Origin of the sequence: Geminisphaera colitermitum TAV2, from assembly GCF_000171235.2 — a bacterium.
GTDB lineage: Bacteria > Verrucomicrobiota > Verrucomicrobiia > Opitutales > Opitutaceae > Geminisphaera > Geminisphaera colitermitum.
The window spans coordinates 26,459-48,617 of record NZ_ABEA03000091.1 but is presented as its reverse complement, the minus strand read 5'-3'; the positions used below and the strand labels follow the sequence as shown (position 1 = coordinate 48,617).

The 22,159-nt window shown below is 61.1% G+C and carries 17 protein-coding genes; 6 read left to right on the top strand and 11 right to left on the bottom strand.

Going from position 1 to position 22,159, the window contains the following annotated elements; genetic code table 11:
* The first annotated feature begins 3 nt into the window (after nucleotides 1-3).
* The gene (atpC, locus tag OBACDRAFT_RS09555; RefSeq protein ID WP_043585045.1) at nucleotides 4-411 is read left to right on the top strand and encodes an ATP synthase F1 subunit epsilon; all 408 of its coding nucleotides are present in this window, start codon (nucleotides 4-6) and stop codon (nucleotides 409-411) included.
* Nucleotides 412-579: 168 nt separating this feature from the next.
* Here atpC and OBACDRAFT_RS09550 read toward each other — a convergent pair whose 3' ends face one another.
* From OBACDRAFT_RS09550 to OBACDRAFT_RS09540, 3 genes are all read right to left on the bottom strand, one after another.
* Nucleotides 580-1,554: an aldo/keto reductase gene (locus OBACDRAFT_RS09550; RefSeq protein ID WP_043585148.1), complete on the bottom strand. Its 975-nt coding sequence runs from the start codon at nucleotides 1,552-1,554 to the stop codon at nucleotides 580-582.
* A 100-nt stretch (nucleotides 1,555-1,654) separates the two neighbouring features.
* Nucleotides 1,655-3,703 carry a hypothetical protein gene (locus tag OBACDRAFT_RS09545; protein WP_043585043.1) on the bottom strand — a complete coding sequence of 683 codons (2,049 nt, stop codon included), beginning with the start codon at nucleotides 3,701-3,703 and terminating at the stop codon, nucleotides 1,655-1,657.
* Nucleotides 3,704-3,755: 52 nt separating this feature from the next.
* Nucleotides 3,756-4,946, bottom strand: coding sequence for a GntR family transcriptional regulator (locus OBACDRAFT_RS09540; protein WP_198529870.1), 1,191 nt, complete (start codon nucleotides 4,944-4,946; stop codon nucleotides 3,756-3,758).
* Nucleotides 4,947-5,214: 268 nt separating this feature from the next.
* Here OBACDRAFT_RS09540 and OBACDRAFT_RS28865 point away from each other — a divergent pair, with 268 nt between their 5' ends.
* From OBACDRAFT_RS28865 to OBACDRAFT_RS25240, 3 genes are all read left to right on the top strand, one after another.
* Nucleotides 5,215-7,518: a glycosyl hydrolase family 28-related protein gene (locus tag OBACDRAFT_RS28865; RefSeq protein WP_043585039.1), complete on the top strand. Its 2,304-nt coding sequence runs from the start codon at nucleotides 5,215-5,217 to the stop codon at nucleotides 7,516-7,518.
* A 63-nt stretch (nucleotides 7,519-7,581) separates the two neighbouring features.
* The gene (locus OBACDRAFT_RS09530) at nucleotides 7,582-9,198 is read left to right on the top strand and encodes a beta strand repeat-containing protein (protein ID WP_112787770.1); all 1,617 of its coding nucleotides are present in this window, start codon (nucleotides 7,582-7,584) and stop codon (nucleotides 9,196-9,198) included.
* A 140-nt stretch (nucleotides 9,199-9,338) separates the two neighbouring features.
* Nucleotides 9,339-10,013, top strand: coding sequence for a type II secretion system protein (locus tag OBACDRAFT_RS25240; RefSeq protein WP_232766951.1), 675 nt, complete (start codon nucleotides 9,339-9,341; stop codon nucleotides 10,011-10,013).
* A 39-nt stretch (nucleotides 10,014-10,052) separates the two neighbouring features.
* Here the strand turns inward: OBACDRAFT_RS25240 and OBACDRAFT_RS09520 are convergent, their stop codons facing one another.
* Entirely contained in the window at nucleotides 10,053-10,754 is a 702-nt protein-coding gene (locus tag OBACDRAFT_RS09520; protein ID WP_043585036.1) for a zinc metallopeptidase, read from the bottom strand.
* Between the two features lie 271 nt (nucleotides 10,755-11,025).
* Entirely contained in the window at nucleotides 11,026-11,298 is a 273-nt protein-coding gene (locus tag OBACDRAFT_RS09515) for a hypothetical protein (protein WP_157836981.1), read from the bottom strand.
* A gap of 259 nt (nucleotides 11,299-11,557) precedes the next feature.
* Here OBACDRAFT_RS09515 and OBACDRAFT_RS09510 point away from each other — a divergent pair, with 259 nt between their 5' ends.
* Nucleotides 11,558-13,012, top strand: a complete 1,455-nt coding sequence (locus OBACDRAFT_RS09510; protein WP_081721934.1) for an SHD1 domain-containing protein — start codon at nucleotides 11,558-11,560, stop codon at nucleotides 13,010-13,012.
* Nucleotides 13,013-13,030: 18 nt separating this feature from the next.
* Here OBACDRAFT_RS09510 and OBACDRAFT_RS09505 read toward each other — a convergent pair whose 3' ends face one another.
* From OBACDRAFT_RS09505 to OBACDRAFT_RS09485, 5 genes are all read right to left on the bottom strand, one after another.
* Nucleotides 13,031-14,359 carry an FAD-dependent oxidoreductase gene (locus OBACDRAFT_RS09505; protein WP_043585033.1) on the bottom strand — a complete coding sequence of 443 codons (1,329 nt, stop codon included), beginning with the start codon at nucleotides 14,357-14,359 and terminating at the stop codon, nucleotides 13,031-13,033.
* A 265-nt stretch (nucleotides 14,360-14,624) separates the two neighbouring features.
* Nucleotides 14,625-15,653, bottom strand: a complete 1,029-nt coding sequence (locus OBACDRAFT_RS25235; protein WP_052361602.1) for a sialidase family protein — start codon at nucleotides 15,651-15,653, stop codon at nucleotides 14,625-14,627.
* 26 nt (nucleotides 15,654-15,679) lie between these two features.
* Nucleotides 15,680-16,408 (bottom strand): type II secretion system protein, encoded by a 729-nt coding sequence (locus OBACDRAFT_RS25230; RefSeq protein ID WP_052361600.1) that lies wholly within the window; start codon nucleotides 16,406-16,408, stop codon nucleotides 15,680-15,682.
* Nucleotides 16,405-18,153 (bottom strand): right-handed parallel beta-helix repeat-containing protein, encoded by a 1,749-nt coding sequence (locus OBACDRAFT_RS09490; protein WP_043585032.1) that lies wholly within the window; start codon nucleotides 18,151-18,153, stop codon nucleotides 16,405-16,407. The genes OBACDRAFT_RS25230 and OBACDRAFT_RS09490 overlap by 4 nt, the downstream gene beginning before the upstream one ends.
* Nucleotides 18,154-18,206: 53 nt before the next feature.
* Entirely contained in the window at nucleotides 18,207-19,010 is an 804-nt protein-coding gene (locus OBACDRAFT_RS09485; protein ID WP_043585031.1) for a hypothetical protein, read from the bottom strand.
* A gap of 178 nt (nucleotides 19,011-19,188) precedes the next feature.
* Here OBACDRAFT_RS09485 and OBACDRAFT_RS09480 point away from each other — a divergent pair, with 178 nt between their 5' ends.
* Nucleotides 19,189-20,343: an AraC family transcriptional regulator gene (locus OBACDRAFT_RS09480; RefSeq protein ID WP_198529869.1), complete on the top strand. Its 1,155-nt coding sequence runs from the start codon at nucleotides 19,189-19,191 to the stop codon at nucleotides 20,341-20,343.
* 141 nt (nucleotides 20,344-20,484) lie between these two features.
* Here the strand turns inward: OBACDRAFT_RS09480 and OBACDRAFT_RS09475 are convergent, their stop codons facing one another.
* On the bottom strand, nucleotides 20,485-22,011 hold the full coding sequence (locus tag OBACDRAFT_RS09475) for a sialate O-acetylesterase (RefSeq protein ID WP_043585029.1): 1,527 nt from the start codon (nucleotides 22,009-22,011) through the stop codon (nucleotides 20,485-20,487).
* Nucleotides 22,012-22,159: the final 148 nt, after the last annotated feature.

The window sequence follows — 22,159 nt, the reverse complement described above, 5'->3', positions numbered from 1 at the left end:
GCCATGCCACTCACTCTCGAAATCATCACACCCGAGGCTCGCGTCTATTCCGACACGATCGACACCGTGGTCATACCCACGGTGATGGGTGAGATTGGCATCCTCCCCGGCCACATGCCGCTCCTGACGCAAGTATCCGACGGAGAACTACGCGTGACCAAAAACGGCCAGACCGAGCACCTCATAGTCAGCGGCGGTTTCGCGCAAGTTGAAGGCGACACCGTATCCGTCCTTGCCGAGCACGCGATTGACTCTGCCAAGATCGACCCCGCCGCCGCCGAAGCCGCGATGAAGCGCGCCGAGGAAGCCTTAAAGAACCCCGACAAACTCGATCCTGCCGAGAAAAACCGTTACGAAAACCTCGTCCGCTTCGCTGTCGCGCAGATCAACATCAAGCACTCCCGCCGCTAGCCCCAAAAGCTAGCGCACATGGCCGTAACGTAGGGGCGTCGCTTGCGACGCCCGCGTCTGCCGGACAGAGCACACTTGCCAATTCGCGGGCTTCGCAAGCGAAGCCCCTACGCTTTGGATTCGCCCCATGCCCATGACTGTACTGCGAGAGGGGGGGGGGGGGGGAGGTCAAGGCACGTCACCGCGGGCGGCGGCGAGCATGGCATACCATTCTTCACGCGTCAGGGTGATGCGCTCAGACTCGGCGGCGTCGGCAATGCGCTCGGGTTTGACCGTGCCGACAACGGGCCGGATGCCCGCCGGATGACGCAGGAGCCAGGCCAGCAGAAGGGCGTCCATCGTGGTGTTTTTCTCCGAAGCCATGGCCTTGAGAAAATCGACGAGGCCACGCAACGGGCTGGTTTCGGGAAGGTCGGTTTTGTGAAGGCGTCCGCCGCCCACGGGACTCCACGCCTGAACGGAGATGTCGTGCAGACGGCAATAATCGAGCATGCCGGTGGCGAGTTGCGAAGGGACGCCGCGTTGGTTGGCCAAAAAGCCTTCCGAAATCAGCGGATGGTGGGCGAGGCTCAATTCGAGTTGGTTGACGATGAGCGGCTGGTGCACGTAGCGGCGGAGGAGGTCGATCTGGAGTCCGGTGTGGTTGCTGACACCAAACGCGCGAACTTTGCCGGTGGTGTGAAGGGTGTCGAAAGCGCGGGCGACTTCCTCGGGTTCCACGAGGCAGTCGGGACGATGCAGAAGGAGGATGTCGAGTTGTTCGATGCCGAGCCGCTGGAGAATGCCGTCAACAGAGCGGAGGATGTAATCGTGGCTGAAATCAAAACGGTGCGCAGCGCCGGGAACCGGATCGTTGGCGAAACGGATGCCGCATTTGGACTGAAGGGTGAGGCGCTGACGGAGACCGGGATGGGCGCGGAGATATTCGCCGAAGACGAGTTCGGATTTACCGCGACAGTAGATGTCGGCGTGGTCGAAGAACGTGATGCCCGCTTTGAGCGCAGCGTCGATTGCCGCAAAGCCTGCGCGGCGTTGTTCATCGGTGAGCGGCGTGGGTTCCCAGACGCCCCCGATGCGCATGCAACCGTAGATGAGGCGCGAGGGCGTGAGGGAGGGGGGGGGAGGGGTGGTGTTGGCGGTCATGATGGTTTTGGTGAAGGAGGGCACGGTAACTCAGGACGCGATTTATGTCGATGCGGGAGCGCTGGACATTCCGCACGGGCATTGCCGTGGGGGAAACCCATCAGGCACGCGAATTGATCTGCCACGGCTTTTCCGGCGCCCAAACGACACGCATGTGCCGGTGCGGAAAATCCACCAGCGGATTCCAACCCGCGTCCGCCTCGGCTCCGTTGAGAAACGGCAGACTGGTTTCGGGTAATCCGTCCGCCTGCCAGCGGGGACGAGGCATGGGTTGTCCATCAATGGCAACATAACGAAAACGGTTCGTCAGCATCCCGTAACCCGCCCCCAGCCGGCTGATTCCCCCTGCTACCTCATCAATCTCGCAAGTAATCGTCCGCTGATCAAAAGCATGATAGTCGAGTAGTCGAACGGCGGATACACGACGCTTGAAATCCTCAAGGCTCTCCTCGGCAGCCAGCCCGATGATGGCAAGAACCCCGTTTTGTGTGCGCGTGATTTCCTCCTGCGTGAAGACGCGCCCGGCACCGGCGTAGTTGAAAAAAGATACAACCATGTAGTCTCCGGCTGGTGTCGGTTCGAGGCGGATGCCGGCGGGATTGGCCTGTGCGGCATCATCCCCCCAGCGCGTGGCGTGCAACCCGCGCAAGGCGATGTAAATCGGCCCGTCTTTGACAAGAACATGGTGCCCGCAAGGGCTGTTCGCTGCGCCGGAAATGACCTCGATGTGTTCCAATGCTCCGAAATGCGTCGGGATCACCACCGAAAACTTCAGCGAATACACCAATTGTCCGGCGAGACGTTCGAGCGGGCGGACGAGCACAAGCGCAACACGGTCTTTGTGAATCGTGTGCACGAGAGCATGAGGTTTTAACAGATGATCGTCCACGCCATTGCCGGGACGTTGTTCGTTGAGCAGATAGCGGGCATAAACCGTGCGGATGTCGGCAACGTCAGTGACTGCGGCGCGGCGACGGTATTGCAGAAAAAACGCTTCCGATTGCAGCGCGGCCCAAGGCTCGCCTAACGATGTGCCGAGCGCGAAATCCTCCTCCGCATAAAAGCATGTTTGCACTTCTGCGGCGTCGTGCGTGCTGCGTTCGGCATCGGCGCGGAGGCGGAACGGATACCGGCGTTCCGCAACCCAGCGCAACAAATGTGCAGGCGGCGTGAGCACGCACGAAGTCAGCCAGCCCAGCACACCGAGTTGCGTGGTGCGGTCGTCGTGATGATGCACGAGACGGACGGAATCATGTTGCAATTCGGCAATCGGATTGAAGGCCGCCCATTCCTCGCCAAGCGCGAGCCAGAGCAGGCAGGCGGCTGTGGAAAAATGTGCCGTGGAATCGAGTTGGTAGGCCCGCGAATACGGCCCCCCCATCGTCCGTGTCGGCGCATGATAATGCCCCAGCATATCGGCCCAGATGCGTTCGCAACATTGGCGGGCGAGCGTGACGGCTTCGGGGTGGCGGGCGTGTTGCGCAATTTCGGCGAGGTTGACGAGCGTGAGAGGCAGGTAGGTCGGACTCGTGTATTCGCTGACAAGGCCGCGGCGGGTGAGCAGGTCGCGGAGCTGGCGCAGATTCCATAGCCCGTGCGCGACGGCGTCGTCGTCGCCAAAATATTCGCCGCCCAGAATCATGCCAAGCGTGGCCTTGGCGGGCATGTTGTCGTTGGCCCCGTGAAACTGGTAGTCGGCCTGACGGTCGCCGGGATAATCGCCGAGAGCATCGCGCGCCCAGCCTTCGAGTTTGCGACGGACGGCGTCGGTGAGTTTGTCGCCGTGGCCGACGAGCAGTTGCACGGCGTGGTTGGTGACAAAGATGTTGAAGCTCGACGCGGCTTCTTCGGGTGTGCGGGCCTCGGTGTGCGTGCGGTTCAGTTGCCCGAGAGCGGCGTTGGCCAGCGCATGGGCGCCGGTGTTGTTGTCATCGCCAAAGAGTCCGAAGCAAAGCCAGAGGGTTTTGCGCGGGTCGGGCGCGGGGAGGGCGGGGGAGGAGCGCCAGCGTCCGTCGGCAGTGTAGTGTTTCGCGCAATACTCGCTGGTAAAACGCGCGACTTGCCGGCGGCGGATTTCGGCGGGGGTTGCGGGTATGGCAGAGATTGCACGCGTTGCGTTTCCGGCAGATGCGAGGCTTGTGTGGCTCATAAAATCAAGTTGTTTCCTGGCGCGAGGAGGGGGGGGGGGGAGGGCGAATAACTCACTCGTGCGCCTCGATGTGGGCATGCAACGTGTGATTCGCGGTGGTGCGTCCGGCGAGTTGGTCGCGGATGTGACTGACGAGCGCGGTGGCGGCATCGGAGGCGCGGACCACAAGCCAGTCCACCGGGTCGGGCCAGAAGAGGGGCACCTCGGCATTGCGATGCACGACGAGGTGCAGGTCCTGGCCGATGCGGCAGCCGTGCCTCGCGGCGGCGATGAGCGCTCCGCTTGCCAGAAAATCAGGATAGAGGAAGAGGCCGTCCGGTTTTTCGGGCTGACTCCAGACGCGGTTGAAAAGCTCAAAACCCAGCGCGGCGTGTTCGATATCATCGCCAATGCGGCCATTGTCCTTCGCACGCGGGACGCCCGCCAGCCAGTCCGGATTGTGGCGCAAGCCCAGGTCGGCGAGCGTTGTGCGGGCGGTGCGATAAAAGCCCAGTTGGTAATCGTCGCCCTCTGGATCCTCGCGCATCACAAGAGAGCTGATAACGCCGATCTTCCGGCAACCACGCGCGGCAAGCTGGCGCAATGCGGTGTCCACGAACTGCTCCCGTCTCCAATTGATGGAGTGCGCAAGCCCGGGCTTGGAAATCAACGCATAGGGGACGGGCAAGCCGGGCACCCAAGTGACCGTTTCGGGGGAGACCGAACTCATGATGACACCCTGCACCAGACGTGCGCGTGCGTGGCGTTGCAACTCCGCGTAGGGTTCAATGGCGGATACCGCGGGTTTGCGAGTGTCGATAAACACATCGACGGCGAAACCCCGCGCGTGGCCGATGCGCGTGATTTCCGTGACGATGGCGCGCGCGAAGCCGGGCAGCGCCGCGTCGGGGGTCGCGCGGTGGTAATAGGCGAGTCGCTTGATGCTTTTCGGTGGCTCGGCAACAAACGTCCCCACGCGCCGGGTGCGAATCAGAAGGCCCTCCTTCACGAGTTGCGCAAGCGCGCGCTGGACGGCGGAGGGATCGACCCCGAGTTCACCGGCCAGAGCGCGGTTGGTGGGAAGTTTCATGCCCGGCTGCAAACGGGCGTCGCGGATCATTTGCCGGACACGCGCCGAGATCTGAAACGTAGGTGATTCGACACGCTCCACGACCACCTGGTCGCAGATGGCCTTGCGGGCAACGGCATCAATGTCGGCAGAAAAAGGGGACGCGGAAGAGGCACTTCCAATCGGGTCAGGCATGATGGGTGATGAGAACATAAATGGGTGTTACGAAAAATAAATATCTGGAAACAGGACACAAAAAGTCAATTGATTCAATAAAAACAATTGACTCACGGAAATTATTCCCTCTTTCTCACCATCGAAATCCTCACCACTTCACGCACACCGCCTCCGCATCCCCTGCCTCTCATTCCTTCTCCCCCCTCCCCTCCCTTTTTTTTTCCTCCTGTCTCGAATGCGGGCCGGCGGCGACAAGGGGGGGGAATCCCGAATTAAAACATCAGCCATGAACAAACCAGCCCTCCTTTTACTGCTTTCCACGAGTTTCTTCGCGAACCTCATGGGCGTTGCCCAGACGCAAATCCCGCGACTGGACTGGACCCCAGGCAGCGACTGGCGCGATGTCAAAAACTTCGGCGTCAAGGGTGACGGGACGACCGACGACACCGCCGCCCTCCAGCAACTCCTGTCCAATCTGGACAATGGCGACGTTCTCTACTTTCCCCCCGGCACCTACCGCATCACCAAGGAACTAATCATCCAGAAAAGTGAGGAAAAAAGCCGTTCCGAGAAACGCCTCCTCGGCAACGCCTTTTACGGACACGGCCCCACCTCCATCATCAAATACGACGGCGAACCCGGTGGCGGTGCCATGCTGCGAATCCGTGGCATGCTCCATTACCGGATGATCGGACTGGTGTTCGACGGCGGAGGCCTCGCCGGCATGGGCATGTTTCACGACAACCTGCACAGCGGCAAAATGCACTTCGAGACCCACCTGTATCACCAATTCGTGACCCTGCGCAATTTCACCCGGTATGGCATTTATTTCGGGTTTCTCGACCAGCGAACCCCCGTGGCCAGCGCCGAAACCACCTTTGCTCACATGATTTTCGAGAACTGCGGCACCGGCATCGGCTTCACCAATTTTAACGACTACAACTTCACCTTCGACGGCTGCACATTCCGTGACAACACGCGCATGGGCATCGAATGCGTGAACGGCAATTTTTACGTCCGCAACTCCCGCTTCGAACGCAACAAACTCGATATTTTTGCCAACCCCGAACACGCCTCCAGCATCCGCCGCACAGTCTCCATCGGCTCCGGTTCCTTCCTCGCCTACCACAACGGCGTTTCTCCCGGCACGGTCGAAAACTGCCTCGTCGCCGACTGGCGGGACGACCACGCAATCACCTCTTCGGGCGCCCCCCTGACGCTCTTCGACAATCATTTCAAAAGCGGCACGCCCAAGGCGCAGGCGCTCGCCCCCGCCCGCAATCAAAAACTCCTCCTTGCCGCCAACCGCCTGACTGGCGTCGAAAAACTCCTCGCCAACGAATCCTCCGGCAACCCCAACATCACCCACGCCACCCTTGCCGACACCTCCCCGCTGGTGCTGACCGAGACGACCTCCTTCATGCCCGCTAGTGCCGACATAAAACTTCCCGGCAAACACTTCGACGCCAAAACCGACTTCGGCGCCAAAGGTGACGGACGCACAGACGACACCGCCGCCTTGCAAAACGCCATTGATGCCGCTCGTGCTCACGGAAAAAACGCCATCGCCTACCTCCCCAAAGGCACCTATCGCACCACCAGCCCTCTTGAAATCAGCGGCCATGATTATCAAGTCGGTGGCTCCGGCCTCTTCAGCATCATCCAATTTGCAGGGGACCCCGAAGCCGACGCCCTGTCTGTCCGCCCCGACGGCGACCTCACTCTCGACGCCCTCAGCGTGCGCCGCGGCAACATCAAACCAGGCATCCCCCATTCCCCCGGAAACACCACCCCCAAAGACAATACCATCGCCTTCGCCGGCAACGGTGCCGACATCCGCCAGCACCCCTCGCCCCACGGCTCACGCGTCACCTACCATACCGTTTACGTCACCGGCAAATACGTGGAAATCCCCTTCCAACTCGGACTCCGTCTGCAAAATCTCGCCAGCCACGACACCGTGATTCTCGACAACATCGAAGGCAACCTCCACGCCATCGATTCCGGCGACGCGACCATCCTCCAGAAAGTCGGTTACGAAGGCACGCTCTGGGTCAAGGGCGCGAAACGAAACGGCTTTCTCGGCCTCATGACACGCCTCGCCACGCAGTCGCGATACAGCATCTACATCGAGGACAACCAATCCCTGGTCGCCAGTGATTTTTACGTCGAGCAAGCCCCTCCCGATTCACTGATTATCAAAGGCTCTCCCACCATGCCGGAAGGCCGCATCACCCTCGGTTTTGTCAAAACCGACCGAAACCTCATGGTCGATAATTACCACGGAGAACTCAGCCTCGTTGCCACGCAATTTTATGACCGGAAATCCGGACTCGGAATCCAGATCACCGGTGCCCCGCCTCAAAAACTGAACCTCCTCGGCTCCTTCTTTTACGTCAGCGACTTCACCGTAAGGCCAGCGGATGTCACGGTGAACCCCGTGGCCTGCTCCGGCAAATCCGCCTTCAACACGGCCACCTTGAAAACAACCGGAACCGCCAGACCCGAAGACATCGGAAACGCTTTTTCTGACCTCCGAAAACTCGGTGAAACCGATTGGCGCCTCAACTACCCCGAACTACTGCCATGACCCCCCCCCTCCCCCCCCCCCTTCTTTTCACCCGCGGCCCAACCACTAAAAAAACACAACCACATGAGCATTAGCAAAACCACAACCCCTATCACCCGGATGCGCCTGTTGGCCGCATCCCTGTTCGCCAGCACATTGGCCGGCACCCTCCCCGCACAAAACTGGAACCAGACCGCAGCCGGTTCCTACAACTGGACCGACAACGCCAACTGGGGAGACGGCACCGGCGTCCACCCCGATGCCACCGGAGCCAGTGCCACCCTCAACACGACGCTTGCTGGCAACCAGACCATCGCCCTCGGCGCCAACATCACCCTTGGTTCTCTCACCCTTGGCACCGCCAGCGGCACGTCGATTTACACCATCGCCACTGCCGCCAGCAAACTGACCTTCGACAACGGTGCCAGCGAAGCCACCTTCACCCATCTGGGCACGGGGGCTGCGGATGCTCTCACCGGCAACATCGGAATCACAAGCGGCGGCCTGCGCATCATCAACAAAGGCGCGTCCACCCTCTCCAAAATGACAGCAACCATCACGGGGGCCGGCAATCTCACCCTCGACGGCAACGTCTCCCTCGGAGGCGCGATCAACAACACCGGCACCCTCACGCTGACACGAATCGATGGGAACACCGGCACCAATTTCCTCACCTCGCCCATCGGGGCCAATGTGACGAGCCTCATCGTCAATTATTCAACAGCCACCGACGTCGTGGCCATTTCCGGAAACAATGCCGCGTTTGCCGGCACTGTTGACATTAAGAAAGGCACCCTGCGCGTCACCGGTGCAACCGCGTTGAACGCCAAAACCGAAGTGCTCATGACCAACGACGCCGACTCCATAATGGACATTCAGACAGGCCTCGTGACCATCGCCGGCCTGAGCGGAGAGGGATTGATCAGGACAGGTGGTTCGGAGAACCGCACCCTGACTCTCGCAGGCAGTGGCAACTATTCATTCGCCATCAACAACTCCTTTAAAATCTCCGACAGTGACACCCGCCCCCTTGCCCTGAACGTGGCGCTTGGCAGCACAGGCACCCAAACGATCACGGGGACAGAACGCTGGCTTGCGCGAGGCGGCGTCACCGTGAGCGGCGGCAGCCTCATCCTCGCCAACTCGCAAGTGTTCGTAGGCTCGAACTACTCGCTCGGCACCCTGCTGATTGACGGCGGCACGCTGGCCACGACCGTCTCCAACACCAACATTGCCTACGGAAACGGCACCTCCATGCAACTGACCCTGCAACAAGGCACGCTCGACCTCAACCATGCCGACATCGGCACCATCACCCTTGGACACAACAGCGCCGCCAGCAACTTCACCATGAACGGCGGCACATGGAAAGTGACCGTAAACGGTGCCAATTCCGATAAAATCCTTGGCAAAACCAGTGCCACCTTTGCCATCACTGGCGGCATCATTGATTTTGGCGGCACCCTGACCGAGTCCGATTATTCCCTGACCTACCAGCTCCTCAGCGGTTTTGGCAGCGGCGCAGCCAGCGGTCTATCCATCGACGGTTACGACAAGACTAAATGGACCGCCATCTATAACGCCTCTAATGGTAATTTGAGCATAAACTTCACGCTCAATCAGATTCCTGAACCCTCCACCTACGCTTTCCTGCTGGCCATTGCTGGTCTGGCTGGAGCCATCATGATTCGCCGCCGGTAAAAACCAGGCTCATTACCATTTCGGCCCTCCCCCCCCCCCCCCCCCTGATTCCAATGTCGTTCACCCGCTCAACGAAGCCCGACCCGCCCCGGCAAATTCTTTCGCGGCAGAATATGGTTCCGCCCGCCATTTGCCCCGTCATGACGGACACCTCATCATGGCGCGCGAAGGCAGACGAAGGCTTCACGCTGGTCGAGTTACTGGTCGTCATTGCGATCATAGGAGTTCTCGCCGCGCTCACACTCACGACAGTGTCCACGATTCGCGGAAAGGCCACGCAGGTCCGTTGCATTTCCAACCTCCGGCAACTCGGCATCGCCACCAGCATGTTCATGATGGAAAACAAGAACACGTATCCACAAGTCAACTTCTGGCCGAAGGACATCGTCCCCTACCTCAGTGTCGCGTATGAGAACGTAAACAGCCAGGAGATTAAAGTTGTCGGTTCCCTGTCCAATAATCCTTACACTTGTCCTGCTGCCATCTCTTCTCCGGACCTGCTCTACTGGGGGCAACTTGCCTATGCCATCAATGGCGACGGTCTCGCCGGATTTACTCCGGAGAAAGTCGTGGACCCCAAAATCTGTCCGCTTGCACTTCGAGGGGCGGCGGCCGGCAAAGCCCAACTCCTCTCGCAATCCATACTCTATGCCGATGCGATCATTGGCACCAACCACCACTATGGCAAACCCGAGCGAGTGCCCGACCGACACCAGTCAAAAGTGAATGTGGTCTTTGCGGATTTCCACGCCGACGCGGTTCGTTACGCACCGGAAAGCGATGAATGGAAGCTCCTGTTTTTTGGTTTCAAGTAGAGGCGATCATTGATTCAGGCCGGGGGGGGGGGGACGCGCTCAATCCCGTCGGCTGCCCGACATGAGGATTAGGACGATGTGCAACAGCGAACCGAGCGCGGCCACGAACGCAGCCACGTAGGTCAGCGCGGCGGCGTCGAGCGTTTCGTTGGCTCCCGTCATCTCGTCGCGGTCAAGGATGCCCAGCGTGGCCAGTTGCTTCTTCGCGCGACGGCTTGCATCAAACTCCACCGGCAGCGTCACCAACTGGAACAGCACGATCACCGCGAGGGCGATGGCGCCGAGCAGAAGCAATTTTCCTCCCAGCGCCGTGCTGAAAAGAAGGATGCCCGCGATAATCACAAAATTGGATACACTTGCTGCGATCTGCGTGGCGGGCGCGAGCGTTTGGCGAATCGTCATCATGCTGTAACCCACCTTGTGCTGGATGGCGTGGCCGGCCTCGTGCGCAGCGACACCGAGCGCGGCAAGACTCGTGCCGTTGTAATTCAATTCCGACAGCGCGAGCCGTTTGTGAATCGGATCATAGTGGTCTGTGAGCTGGCCCGGCACTTGCACGATTTGCACATCGTGAATGCCAGCCGAACGCATGACGGCGTCTGCCGCCTCGCGTCCCGTGATGCGACCGCGCGAGGGAATTCTTACGTTTTTGTTGTAAGCCCCGTGCACGCGCATCTGCGCGTAAAGGCCGAAGAGCATGGGAATGACAATACAGATGATCGGGATGATGAACGGACTCATAGGATGCGTGGTATTTTGTAGTTCGTGAAAGTGTGAGCTTCGATTCGACCCAAAAAACGGCCGAAAGTGGCGTAACAACCACTCATCCTCCGTTTCTTGCAAGCGGAACTTGCATGGAAAAACGCCTTCTGGTTGTAGCCGGGCCGTCATCGTGGTCCGGCGCTTCAGCCCGAGCGGCTTTTGTCATTGGCGCAACTCAACTATTTACGCGTGCCATTGTGAGGCCAACTCCTCGCATTTCATTCGGTCGGAGGATCTTTCCCAAGCAGACCTAACGAATTTCGTCCCGGACAATTTGATCTCCGCTAAACACGATGTGCCTTCGCTCTCCGTTTGGCAGGATGATGTTGAAATTATTTTTGGGTGCGTGGGGCGTCGGGAATGTCAACGCGTAGGGGTAACGCTGCTCGATCAAATTTGCCTGTTTCTTGTAACGGGAGGACGCCGACGTGCAACCGGACAGGGCGAGAATCAGGACGGCAAACAAAGCAACGACAGCACCGCGCGGTAAATGGAACACAAGAGGCTGGAGAGAGGGTTTCATACGTTGTGCAAACAATGGGCGTTTCAAAAAAAAGGGGACCAGAATTAATTCATCATCGGGTAAACGTACCACTGGTTATTAGTGGGATTGTTTTTTAGAATAAAAATTCACAATACAGATGCCCTTTTTCTCTTCCGTGTCATTCACATGCCAGGGGTTGGTAGTCGGGGATGGACGTTCCATATCGACTCTGGCAGACAACGAATTAGCCGATCCAAACAACCTATACCACCACACACTCCGCCCCCAGCCCCTTGCCATGATCTCCCGCGCATCCCTCCTGTTTCTAGTCGCCAGCTTCGCCGGAGCCCTTTTGTCACCTGCACCCGCGCAGGCCCGGATTTGGACAGACCGGCAAGGCAGGACGATTGAAGCAGAGTTTGTTTCAGCCAACGAGACGGCCGTCACCATTCGCCGCGACGACGGGCGCAGTTTCGAGGTGCCGCTTGCCACGCTTGCCGACGATGACCGCGCCTACGTTGCAGCACAACTCGCCGCGCAATCGCCTTCGCCCGCGCCCACTGCTGCCGCAGGATTGCCGCCGTTTTCGTTTGACGAATTTAACGCTCTGCTCGGCCTCAAGCTGCTGGCCGATTCCGAGCTATGGGACGACGAGCCCGCCACTGTGGCGCGCCGCCTTCGTCTGCCCGAGGAGGCGAAAACAGAACACTTCGAAAGCTACCGCGCCTATCCCCGCCGTCCCGTCTCCGTGCTCGGGGCCGACGCCTACACGCTTGCGTTGCAGGCGGGCGAAGGTCGCATCACCGCGTTGACCGTGATGTTTGCCAATCGTGGTGATTACCCTGCTTTCGCGGGAAAAGATTCGCGCCTGCTCATCGTCACCAAGGCCGATCTCCGTGCGTTTGACCAGGCGCTCAAGGCCGACTTCGACAAAATCGCCGCCACCCTCACCGCCCGCCTCGGCGAGCCCCGGCGTGAATCCGCGCCCTCCGGCTCGCTCGACTCCGGACGCCGCGGCCTGCGTTGGGAATACGGTCCGCATGCCCTCGTGCTCAACCACGACGAGGAACAGATGGTGTCGCTCAAAATCGTGCCGTCGGAACGCGTCGTCGCCGCCAAAGTATCCAGCGAACAACTACGCCGCCTGCTGGAGTCGCGCGTCACGCGCCGACCCAACGGCGATGTCATCATCGGCGGCGTGCCGATGATTTCCCAAGGGCCCAAGGGCTACTGTGTGCCGGCGACGTTCGAACGTTATTTGCGCTACGTCGGCATCCCGGCCGACATGTATGAGCTCGCCATGACGGGGGGCACCAGTTTTGGTGGCGGCACTACGTTTCAATCCATGGCGGCGGGCATCGACCGTTACGTGCGACGTCAGGGACGTCGTTTGGAAAACGTGCAGATCAACAAGCTCACTCCCTCGGCTCTTTCGCGTTACATCGACGAGGGACGTCCGGTCGTGTGGGGCTTGTATTCAACGGATGGATTCAACCAACTCTCCAACGCCCGCACCCGCGAACGTGCCGACGTCACGGACTGGGTTGCGTGGAAAAAAACATCCGCCACCGCCGGCAAGGATTTCGGCGGCGGTCGCAGCGGAGCGCATGCCTGCCTGATTATCGGCTACAATCGCGCGACCAACGAACTCGCTTTCACCGATTCGTGGGGCCCCGATTTTGCCGAGCGCTGGGTGCCCGTCGAAGCCGCGCAAAAAGTGTCGCAGAACGAATTTTGGGTGATTGCGCGATAGAGCGGCGCGTTGTTGCTCTCACGCATCCACAATCGCGCCGTCATTGCGGAGGTGGGCTCGGAGGTGAGTGGCGTCGAGAGTGGTGACGGTCTGATTTCGGGCTATGCAGAGGGCGGCGGCGGTGCCTGCGGCCTGACCGAGGGCCATGCACTGGGCTTGCACGCGGATCGTGCCGAAGGCTTCGCGGGTGGCGGAAATCGTGCCACCGGCAACAAGCACGTTTTGCGATCCGACCGGGACGAGTGAGCGATAAGGGATGTGATAGGGGGCTTCGATGAAGCGGGCGTTCTGCTGGCTGTCGGTGGATTGATGGATGTCAATGGGGTGTCCGCCGAGTGCAACGGTGTCGGGAAAATCGCTCGGGGAGAGAACGTCGTCGGCCGTCATGGTGTGGAGGCCGGTGATGGTACGCGTTTCACGGATACCCACTTGCGGAGCGGTGTCGATGAGGTGGCTGTTGGCAAACGCGGGATGTTGGCGGCGAAAGGCGGCGGCAATGGCGTGGATTTCTTCACGCAGGGTGAGTTCGGCACGGGTAAGGTCGCGGGCATCGATGGCGTTGCCGGTGATACGGGTGGCGTTGACGGAGACTTCGCCGGGACGGATCGTGCTGCCGTGCACGGCCCAGGGGCCGCCGAAATTGCGGAGACGTCCGGCGGCGACTTCGGTCTGGAGGATGGCGCGGAGTTCGGGGCTGGCGTATTTGGTCCGGTCGCGCGCCATGAGGAGTGTGAGTTTTTCCGTATCCACTCCGCCAAGACGGAAATAGAGTGTCATGGGCTGGAGTTCGCCGTTGGCGCGGTTGTTGCGCATCTCGATGGGGAGCGTGGTGCGGGCAACGAGGTCGCCGGTGCCGGTGCAGTCGATGACCATGCGGGCAGCGATGGCGCAGCGTCCTTCCTTCGTTTCGATGAAGACGTGGGTGACGCGGCCGGGAGTGTCGGGCGGTTCGATGACGGAGGCGACGTGGGCGTGGAGGATGACATCGACGCCAGCATTGAGGACGAGTCGCTGAGCGGTGAGTTTGTAGAGTTCGGCGTCGTAGGGGATGTTGCCCGAGGGGAGGTCGATGATGGCTCCGCCGGCGGCGTGGAGGGCGCGAATGAATTCGCCGGGGATGCCGTCAACGATGCGGCGTCCGTCGAAGTTGAATTTGCTCAACGGGCCGACCATGCCGGCGGTGGCCATGCCTCCGAGAAATCCATGTCTTTCCAAAAGCACTACGCGCGCGCCGGTGCGGGCGGCGGCAGTGGCGGCTATGATGCCGGAGGGTCCGCCTCCGCATACAACGACGTCGGTGTCGGTGAGGATGGGGATGGCCCGGGCGGGCTCGGTGATAGTTGCCATGACAGAGACAGAGGGGGGGGGGGGGGGGAGGGGCGCGGGCGTCCCGCATGCATTCCCAAAGATCAGAGCGGGCGGGACGCCTGCGCCACGAGGCTGTCGGTTTCGGCGAGAGTGAAACGGGTCGCGACGACGGAGTGCTTTTCCGGGCCGGACCGGTATTTGATGTAAGTGATGGCGACAAAGGCGCCGCCGCCGCCTGTCGAATCGGGTATGTATTCGAGTCCCGGATACCCGCAGTCGAAACCGGCGTGGTTGTGGAGGAGTTTTATACGGTAACTTTTGCCGTGGTCGTTGCTGTGGTTGGCGGAGGCGAAAAGATCTTCGTAACGGCCAACCCATGCGACGAAATGCCCGCTGGTGCCGCTGCTGGTGGCGCGGTCACGGAAGACAACAACGAGGCGTCCGTCGGGCGCGTAGCGGGCGACGTGACGGTCGCCTGCGAGGCCGATGGGAAGGTGACGCAAGGGCGTCCAAGTGCGGCCTTCGTCATCGGTGGTGGTGAACCATGAGCGGCGACGGAGATTTTCGCGGACGAGACAGAGCCAGCGTTTGTCGTGATTATTGTCGTTGGAGGAGGAAGGGGGGGGGGGGAGGGGAGGAGAAACGGTTCGCCGAAGCGGAGGGCGGGATCGTCGTCAACGGGAACGCTCCATGGCGACCATGTGAAACCGCCGTCCGTGGAGATGCTTTGCGTGAGTTGAAGGCTCCATTGTTTGCCGTCGGGGTCGTTGGGACGGCGGGTGGTGGCGAGGCCGAGGAGGCGGCGTCCGCCGTCAATGGGAATGATGCTGGTGAAGGGCATGACGCAGACGAGGCCGTTGCTGCGCATGGGCGACCAGGTGCGTCCGTCGTCGTTGGAATGGGCGGCGGCCATGCAGCCGTCGGGGCCTTGTCCGGCGTAGATAAAAAGTCGATACGTGCGTCCGTCTGGATCGGGCAGGCGGAAGATGGTCGGGCAGTTTTCCACGGTGCTCCAGTTGCCGGGAACGGGGAGCAGATCGCTCCAGGTGAGGCCGCCGTCGTCGCTGCGTTTGAGAGGGCCGCAAGCGCCGCCGTGGTTGTATGTCCAGACGCAATACATGGTGCGTCCGTCCGGGAGGAGGAGGGTGGTGGGGTGGCCTTGGTAAATGTCGGGCGTGCCTTGCGCGATGATTGTGTGGCGGGTGGTGTCGGTGGAGAGATCCACCGTGCGCAGGGGAAAGGGGATGGGCGTCGTGTCGGCGGTGAGTTTGTCCGCGTTGTGCGAGAGGTTTGGCGAGGAGGGGGGGGGGGGGGGGAGGAGTGTTGATGTCATAAGTGGGAATTGGAGGGGGAGTGTATTCAGGGTGTCCATACGTCCTGGGCTGCGTTTGGTTTGAAGGGGTCGTCGGCAAGACGCGTGGCGTCTTTCCAGATGGTGACGTGGCCGTCGATCCAGAGGAGGGCGGAACCGTTGGAGGGGTGACGGCGGTCGGATTGAAGAACTATTTTAGTGACGTTGAGGTCTGCCTGCGGGGAACTGGCGGCCATGCCATTGTCACCGGCCAGAATGGTGCGGGTGGGATTACGGACGGCGGTGATCAGCACATTGTTGTTTTTGGTCATCACACCGCTGCCGTTGCTGACGCGGCCAAGTTTGTCGTTGGCGCCGTAGTTGGCGAGTTCCATGCGGTCGTCACGGGTCATCATTTCACCGCCGATGCGGGCGACTTCGGGGCATTGGAGGACTTTGTGAATGGGTTTTTGGCTGGTTGTGCTGGGGTTGCCAAGGTAGGGGCCGACCGCGAGCCACCATGGCACCCAGCTGCTGCCGTTGTTCACGTTAACGTCGGGGAACCAGCCTTTGTGGTCGTTGGTGTAGTTGATGATCGCTATGTGAATTTGGCGGAGGTTGCTGATGCAGGTGGTCTGTCGGGCGGCGGTGCGCACGCGTCCAACAACGGGAATCAGGATGCCGGCAAGGACGCCTATGATGGCAATGACGGTGAGGAGTTCGACGAGCGTGAAGGCGGCGGTGTCGCGATGGGAGCGGGGCGGGGGGGGGGGAGGGGGGAGGGGCGTCGGTGTCATTGGGATTCGGATACGTGGTTGTTTTTGATCACAATGTTGCGCGAGGTGGCGTCGGAATAGATGGGGGCGAGGCAGGAGCGGAGGAGTTTGTTGCCGGTGATGCGGGCACCGTCAACGGAGGTGAGGCGGATGGCGTGACCATAGGAGTCTTCGATGATGTTGTCCTCAATGATGAGGTTGGCGTGAACGAAGGGGTGGCTTTTCTGGCGTCCGGTGAGGGCCATGATGGCACCACCAGTGGCTCCAAACTGGGCGCCGGCGCGGATGATGCGGTTGCGGCGAAGGGTGATGTCGCGGCAGGAAACGCCTTCGGCGGTGTTGCTGCTTTTTTCGCCTTCGCAGGAGAGCCAGATGGCGGCGCCACTCGTGTCTTCGAAGAGGTTGTCTTCAATGATGGCGTTGCGGGTTTTTACGCGGATGCCCATGCCGCGGTTGTTGCGCACGGTGGTGCGGCGCATGATGAAGGTGTCGGGAATGGCGGTGGCGTTGCCGACGAGGGTGTCGGGCGCGAGGTCGGCGGGGAGGTCGCGGTCGGTGGTGACGGTGTAGAGGCGGGCCTTGCCGTCGGGGCGTGTGTCGATGTGGGAAACGTTGACGATGCGGGCGGTGAAGGCGGGGAGGTAGGGGTTGGCGTCGGAGCCAAATTCGAGGAGGTCACCGGGGCGTGGTTCGGGGTCGGGCTGAAAGGCGTCGTAACCGCGTCCGCCGGCGAGTTGGACGGTGCGTGGGGCGGGTTTTTTGTAAACGCGCATATACATGTTGTGGACGTTGGAGCCGTCGTCTTCCTGGCCTTCCCAGTGGCAGTCTTCGACGAGGATGGTGCCTCGGCATATGTTGAAATGCGTGGCGTCAACGCAGGTGGACATCCAGCGGTCGGCACCGGGGCGGGGTTCGATGCGGACGCGGCTGAGACGGACGTTGGTGCAGCGCGATACGTTCACGCCCATGCCGGGGGCGGAGTAAATGCTGACGTCCTCGACAACAAGGTTGTCGCAGTTTTGCAGGAGAAACGCGGTGGCTCCGCGTGCGCGAAAACGCAGCGCGACCGAGGTTCCTTTGAGCGGGACGTCGCCTTGCGCAGCGGCGAGTTTGCTGATGGTGCGCGGCGTGGGGCTGAGGTGAACGCGGAGGAGTTCGTCGGAAAGCGGCTCGGCTTTCGGCGCTTTGTCTTGAGTGAAGAGATAGTTGGCGTTGGTGGGCACCGGATTGGCGATTTTGCGCTGCGGGTCGTAACCGACAATGAGGTCAACGGGTGTGGCGAACGCGGGGCGGTAAGCGGGCGCGAGGCGGAGAACAAAGCTGCGGGTGGCGGGGTTGCTTTCCACGACTTCGCCGCCGGCGTGCGGAACAGGGTGCCAGTCAACGAGCAGGTTTTTGATCTGGAGTCCGGGGCTGTCGTGAATGCGAAAGAGGGAGTGCCAGGTGCGGACGCGCAGTTCGGCTCCGTTGCCTTCGATGGTGAGGTTGGGGATGTTTTCGAGGAAGAAGATGATCTCCGATGGGGGTGCGCCGTCGCGGGCGGCAATGTCGTAAACGCCTTTTTGGAGAATGAGGGTTGAGGCGGGCCGGCGGGCGCATTCGGCAAACGCGGCAAGAAGTGCCTGCCGGTCGTCGCGTCCGTCGTCGGGGATCGCGCCGAACGCCGCCGCTTCGATGTGTTGCGCGGCGGCGGCAGCGGTGGCGGTGGGACGGGAGGCGGATGTCAACAATCCTGCGAGGACAAAGAATGAAAGGAGTCGCAACATGGCGGAGGAGGAGGATGGAGGAGGGGGGGGGGGGGGGCGGTCGTCGCAATCCGTTATTCGCAGTGGCCGGCATGGTTGAGACGTGTGCGTATCCTAAATGCAATTACGAAGGTGAGTGCAAGCAGGCCGGCGATGCTGGCAATGGTTGCAGGTTCGGGAATCGGTGCGCCCACGACAAAGGAAATATTGGCGTAGTTGGCGGAGCCGGTGTTTGCGCTGGAAGCTGATCCCCAGCGGAGATGGCGAACGGCGATGCTGTTGTCGGCTGCGCCGGTGTAGCCGGTCAGGGTGGCGGTGGTGGCGTTGTCAATGAAGAGCGATGCGGTGCCGGCGACCGAGTTGTAAACGAGCGAAAAGGAATGGTAGTCGGAATCCGCAAAGGTATGGGTAAGGGCGCTGCCGCGAAGGGAAACAGTGAGCTGGCCGGTACTGGTCGAACCGAAATCGAGTCCCCAACGAACCTTTTTGTTGATGTCAACGTAGTCCACGTAGCGGGTGAGATCGGGTGCGTTGTTGGTGTCGGTCACGCGGAGTGTGACGGAGAGTGTCCAACCTTCGGCAGTGGCTTTGTTGGCCTCCGTTTCGGAGAGCACTTTGACGTAGAGCAGGCTGGCAGTGGTTGAGTTGTCGTTGACCTGCCAGGCGGCGGTGCCGTTGTCATTGGCGACGGTGGAGCCAAGTGTGGCGGTGCCGGTGGCTGCCCATCCTTCGGTCGTGGGATTAGCCGCGCCGGTGTGTGAGATGAGCGTCTGGGCGTGGGCGGCGGTTGCGGCGAGAGTCAGGACGAGGGCTGATGCCATTGCGATGAGCCGGGTGGCGTGGGTGGCAGTGGAGGCGTTGGTGGTTGTTGTTTTCATGGTGGGTGATTGCTTGGGTATATGATTTTCCCGACACGAAGTAGAACATGGCCGGGATTGCGGTCAGCTTTTCCTATGTGGTCGGAAGAGGGCGACTGCCGAGCGTGTAAATTTGCCGACAATCGTATAATTTTTCCGGCATTGCATCGGATGGAGAGACGGGGGAAGGATGATGGACATGCAGCACAAAACGTTTCGGAGTTTCACGATGCCGCGGTCAGCGTTTCGCAAATTTGGGCTGCGCGCGTTGGGAGCGGCGATGGCGGGGGGTGATGCGAAAACGGTGTTCACGCGGTTGCTCGAAACCATCCTCGGCACGGGGGCGCCGGAGTCGGTGGTGGTTTTTGAAAATAATCCGTGGCGTCCGCCCAAAGTCACGGGCACAGGTGGGGCGAGCGGGGTGCAGGGGGTGGGTTTTTCTTGTGTGCCGGTGGCGCGGTTTCTTGTCACGCTCGATGGCGAGCAGCGGACGATGTTCTCAATGTCGGCGGAGCGCAGCCAGGACGTCGTTTTGCGGCCGGGGCAGTTTTGCTGGGTGGAGCCGGGTTACTGGTATCTGGTTCGCAATGACAGGCCGCGGACGATGTTTTCGGTGGTGTTCTTTGAGGATTTCACCCGTTTCGTCTGGTATCATCACAAGCGCGAGACGGTGGGAGGTGAAGCGGTTGCGGGGCGTGGTCGCGACACGCCGGGGGCGGCGGTGTCGCTGCATTATCACACGCATGCGCCGGCTGGAACGGGGTTGCGAGAGGCGCTGGCGTTGATGGAGCGTGCGCGGCGGGAGCAGGCGGCTGCTGCTGTGGGAACGGGGAAGGCGGACGCGGGTGGGCGGGAGTTGTTATGGGCATCGGCGCATGCGTTAATGGCATGGTGCCTTGAGGAGCTTCGTCATGAAGAAATAGATACAAATATGGATGCATCGGCATCTGGCGGTGACGCAGGCACCGGGGTCGGGGCGGCGGCTGGAGAGGCGGTGGCGGGGAGGCGGACAGTGGGGGAGATTTGCGCGCATGTGACCGAGCATCTGCATGGCGATTTGTCACGCGAACGGATGGCGGCGCGGTTTGGGATTAGCGAAGATCACCTGACGCGGTTGTTCCGGTTACACGCGCGCTGTGGTTTTTCGGAGTTCGTGAATGCGGAGCGGTTTCGGCTCGCGGAAAATTTGCTGAGGCAGGGGCGGTTTTCGGTGAAGGAGGTGGGCGCGGCCTGCGGTTTCAATTCGAGCGCGTATTTTGTGAAACGTTTCCGCGAACAACATGGCGTCACACCGACGGCGTGGCGGCAGCAGGGCAAATCAATGCAGGGGAGGGGGGGGGGGGGCCAGAGCTAGAGCTTTTCAGGGATCTGAAGTCATAGCCTAACTGGTAGGGAGGCCTCTCCGAGGCCTCCGTCGTGGATACGAAATTCGTAGGGAGTTGGAGCGTGGTGGCGGGAGGTGGAGGCCTCGGAGAGGCCTCCCTACCGTTACGGGTTACCAGTCGTCGCTGCGGAAGGGGCAGGCGGGGAGGCCGTCGCGGTTGAAGAGACCGGCGTCGGGCGCGTTGCGCCAGGCGTAACGGACTGCGATAGGCTCGGGAACTTTGTCAGAGGTCACAACCACGGTCTGGCCGTCGATCTTGGCTTCGGCGGGATAAAAAACCTTGTCGGCTCCGGCGAGTTCGAAGCCGGGAGGCGTCATGCCACGCGGGCTGGTGAGCGGGCTTTCGATGTCGGCGGGCTTGAAGCTCACACGCATCGCGGAGCCTTCGCGCACGGCGGCGGCGAAGATGGGGCCGCTGTCAACGAGGCTGGTTTTGCCGTAGTCATTCTTGAGGGCAACGAGGGCGAGGCGGCGTCCGACGTCGCTTTTGTTGCGCGGGTGAATGTCGGTGACGTTGCCGATGTCGATGATGACGGCCTGGCCGGTCTTGGGGAGGGCAAGGCATTCGGTCTGCGCGCCGCGAAGGAAGGCGTATTCGAGTTTGTCGGGGCCTTGGCCTTTATAGTTGGCGAGTTGAGCCCAGTAGAAGGGCACGTCGCCTTGGGCGAATTGCTGGCGCCAGCCGGTGATCATGGCGGTTTGGAAGTCGCGGTATTCGTAGTGGCGGCCGGTGTTGCTGCATCCTTGATACCAGATGAAGCCGCGCAGGGCGTAGGGGACGTGCGGAGCAATCATGCCGTTGTAGAGGCCGCTGGGTTCGGCGGGGTGACCGGAACTGCCCGCTGGGGCGCTGGGGCGGCGGTCGGCGAAGGGTTTGCCAGCAGCTTTGGCGGCGTCACGGGCAGCTTCCCATTTTTTGACGCTTTGTTCGTAACGGGTTTTGGCGGCAGGGTAGTCGGCGAGGGTTTTGTCCCAGCGGGTGTGGATTTCGGCGAAGGCGGGGCCTTTGGTTTTGTCGGCGGAGGCGGCGTCCATCCAAGCCTCGATGCGGGTGCCGCCCCAAGAGCTGTTGATGATGCCAACGGGTACGCCGAGGGCGCGGTAGAGGTCGGCGGCAAAATAATAACCGACGGCGGTAAAGCTGCCCACGGTTTCGGGTGTGGTGCGTTCCCATTTGCCTTCGGCGGTGGCAAGCGGGGTGCTGGAAACTTTTTTCTTGGTTCCGTAGTGGCGGATGAGCGGGTTGTTGGCGAAGGCCATCTCGAACTTGCCTGCGTCGGTGTTGCTGACGCGCCACTCCATGTTGGACTGACCGGAGGCGAGCCATACTTCGCCAACGATCACGTCGTTGACAGCGAGTTTGTTTTTGCCCTGCACGGCGAGTGTGCGCGCCTCAGCGGAGGCGGTGAGGGCGGGCAGGTCCACGCGCCACTTGCCATCGGCGGCGGCGGTGGTCGTGACGGACTGGCCGGCAAAGGTCACGGTGACTTTTTCACCGGCGTCGGCGGTGCCCCAGACGGGGACGGGCTTTTCGCGCTGGAGCACGGCTCCATCGCGGAATAGGGGCGCGAGCACGACGTCGGCGTGCGCGGCGCAACTGAGGATCAATGCAGATACACAGATGAGGGGTGTTTTCATGAGAGAAAGCGTTGACCCAAAACATAACGCCACGGTCTCGCAAGCATCGTTGTGGCAGCGCAGGTGGGGGGCAGGAGAGAGAAAAAGAGAGAGCGGGGGGGGGGGGGAGGGGCGATAAATAATTGCCTGGACTGGCATGCGAGCGAAA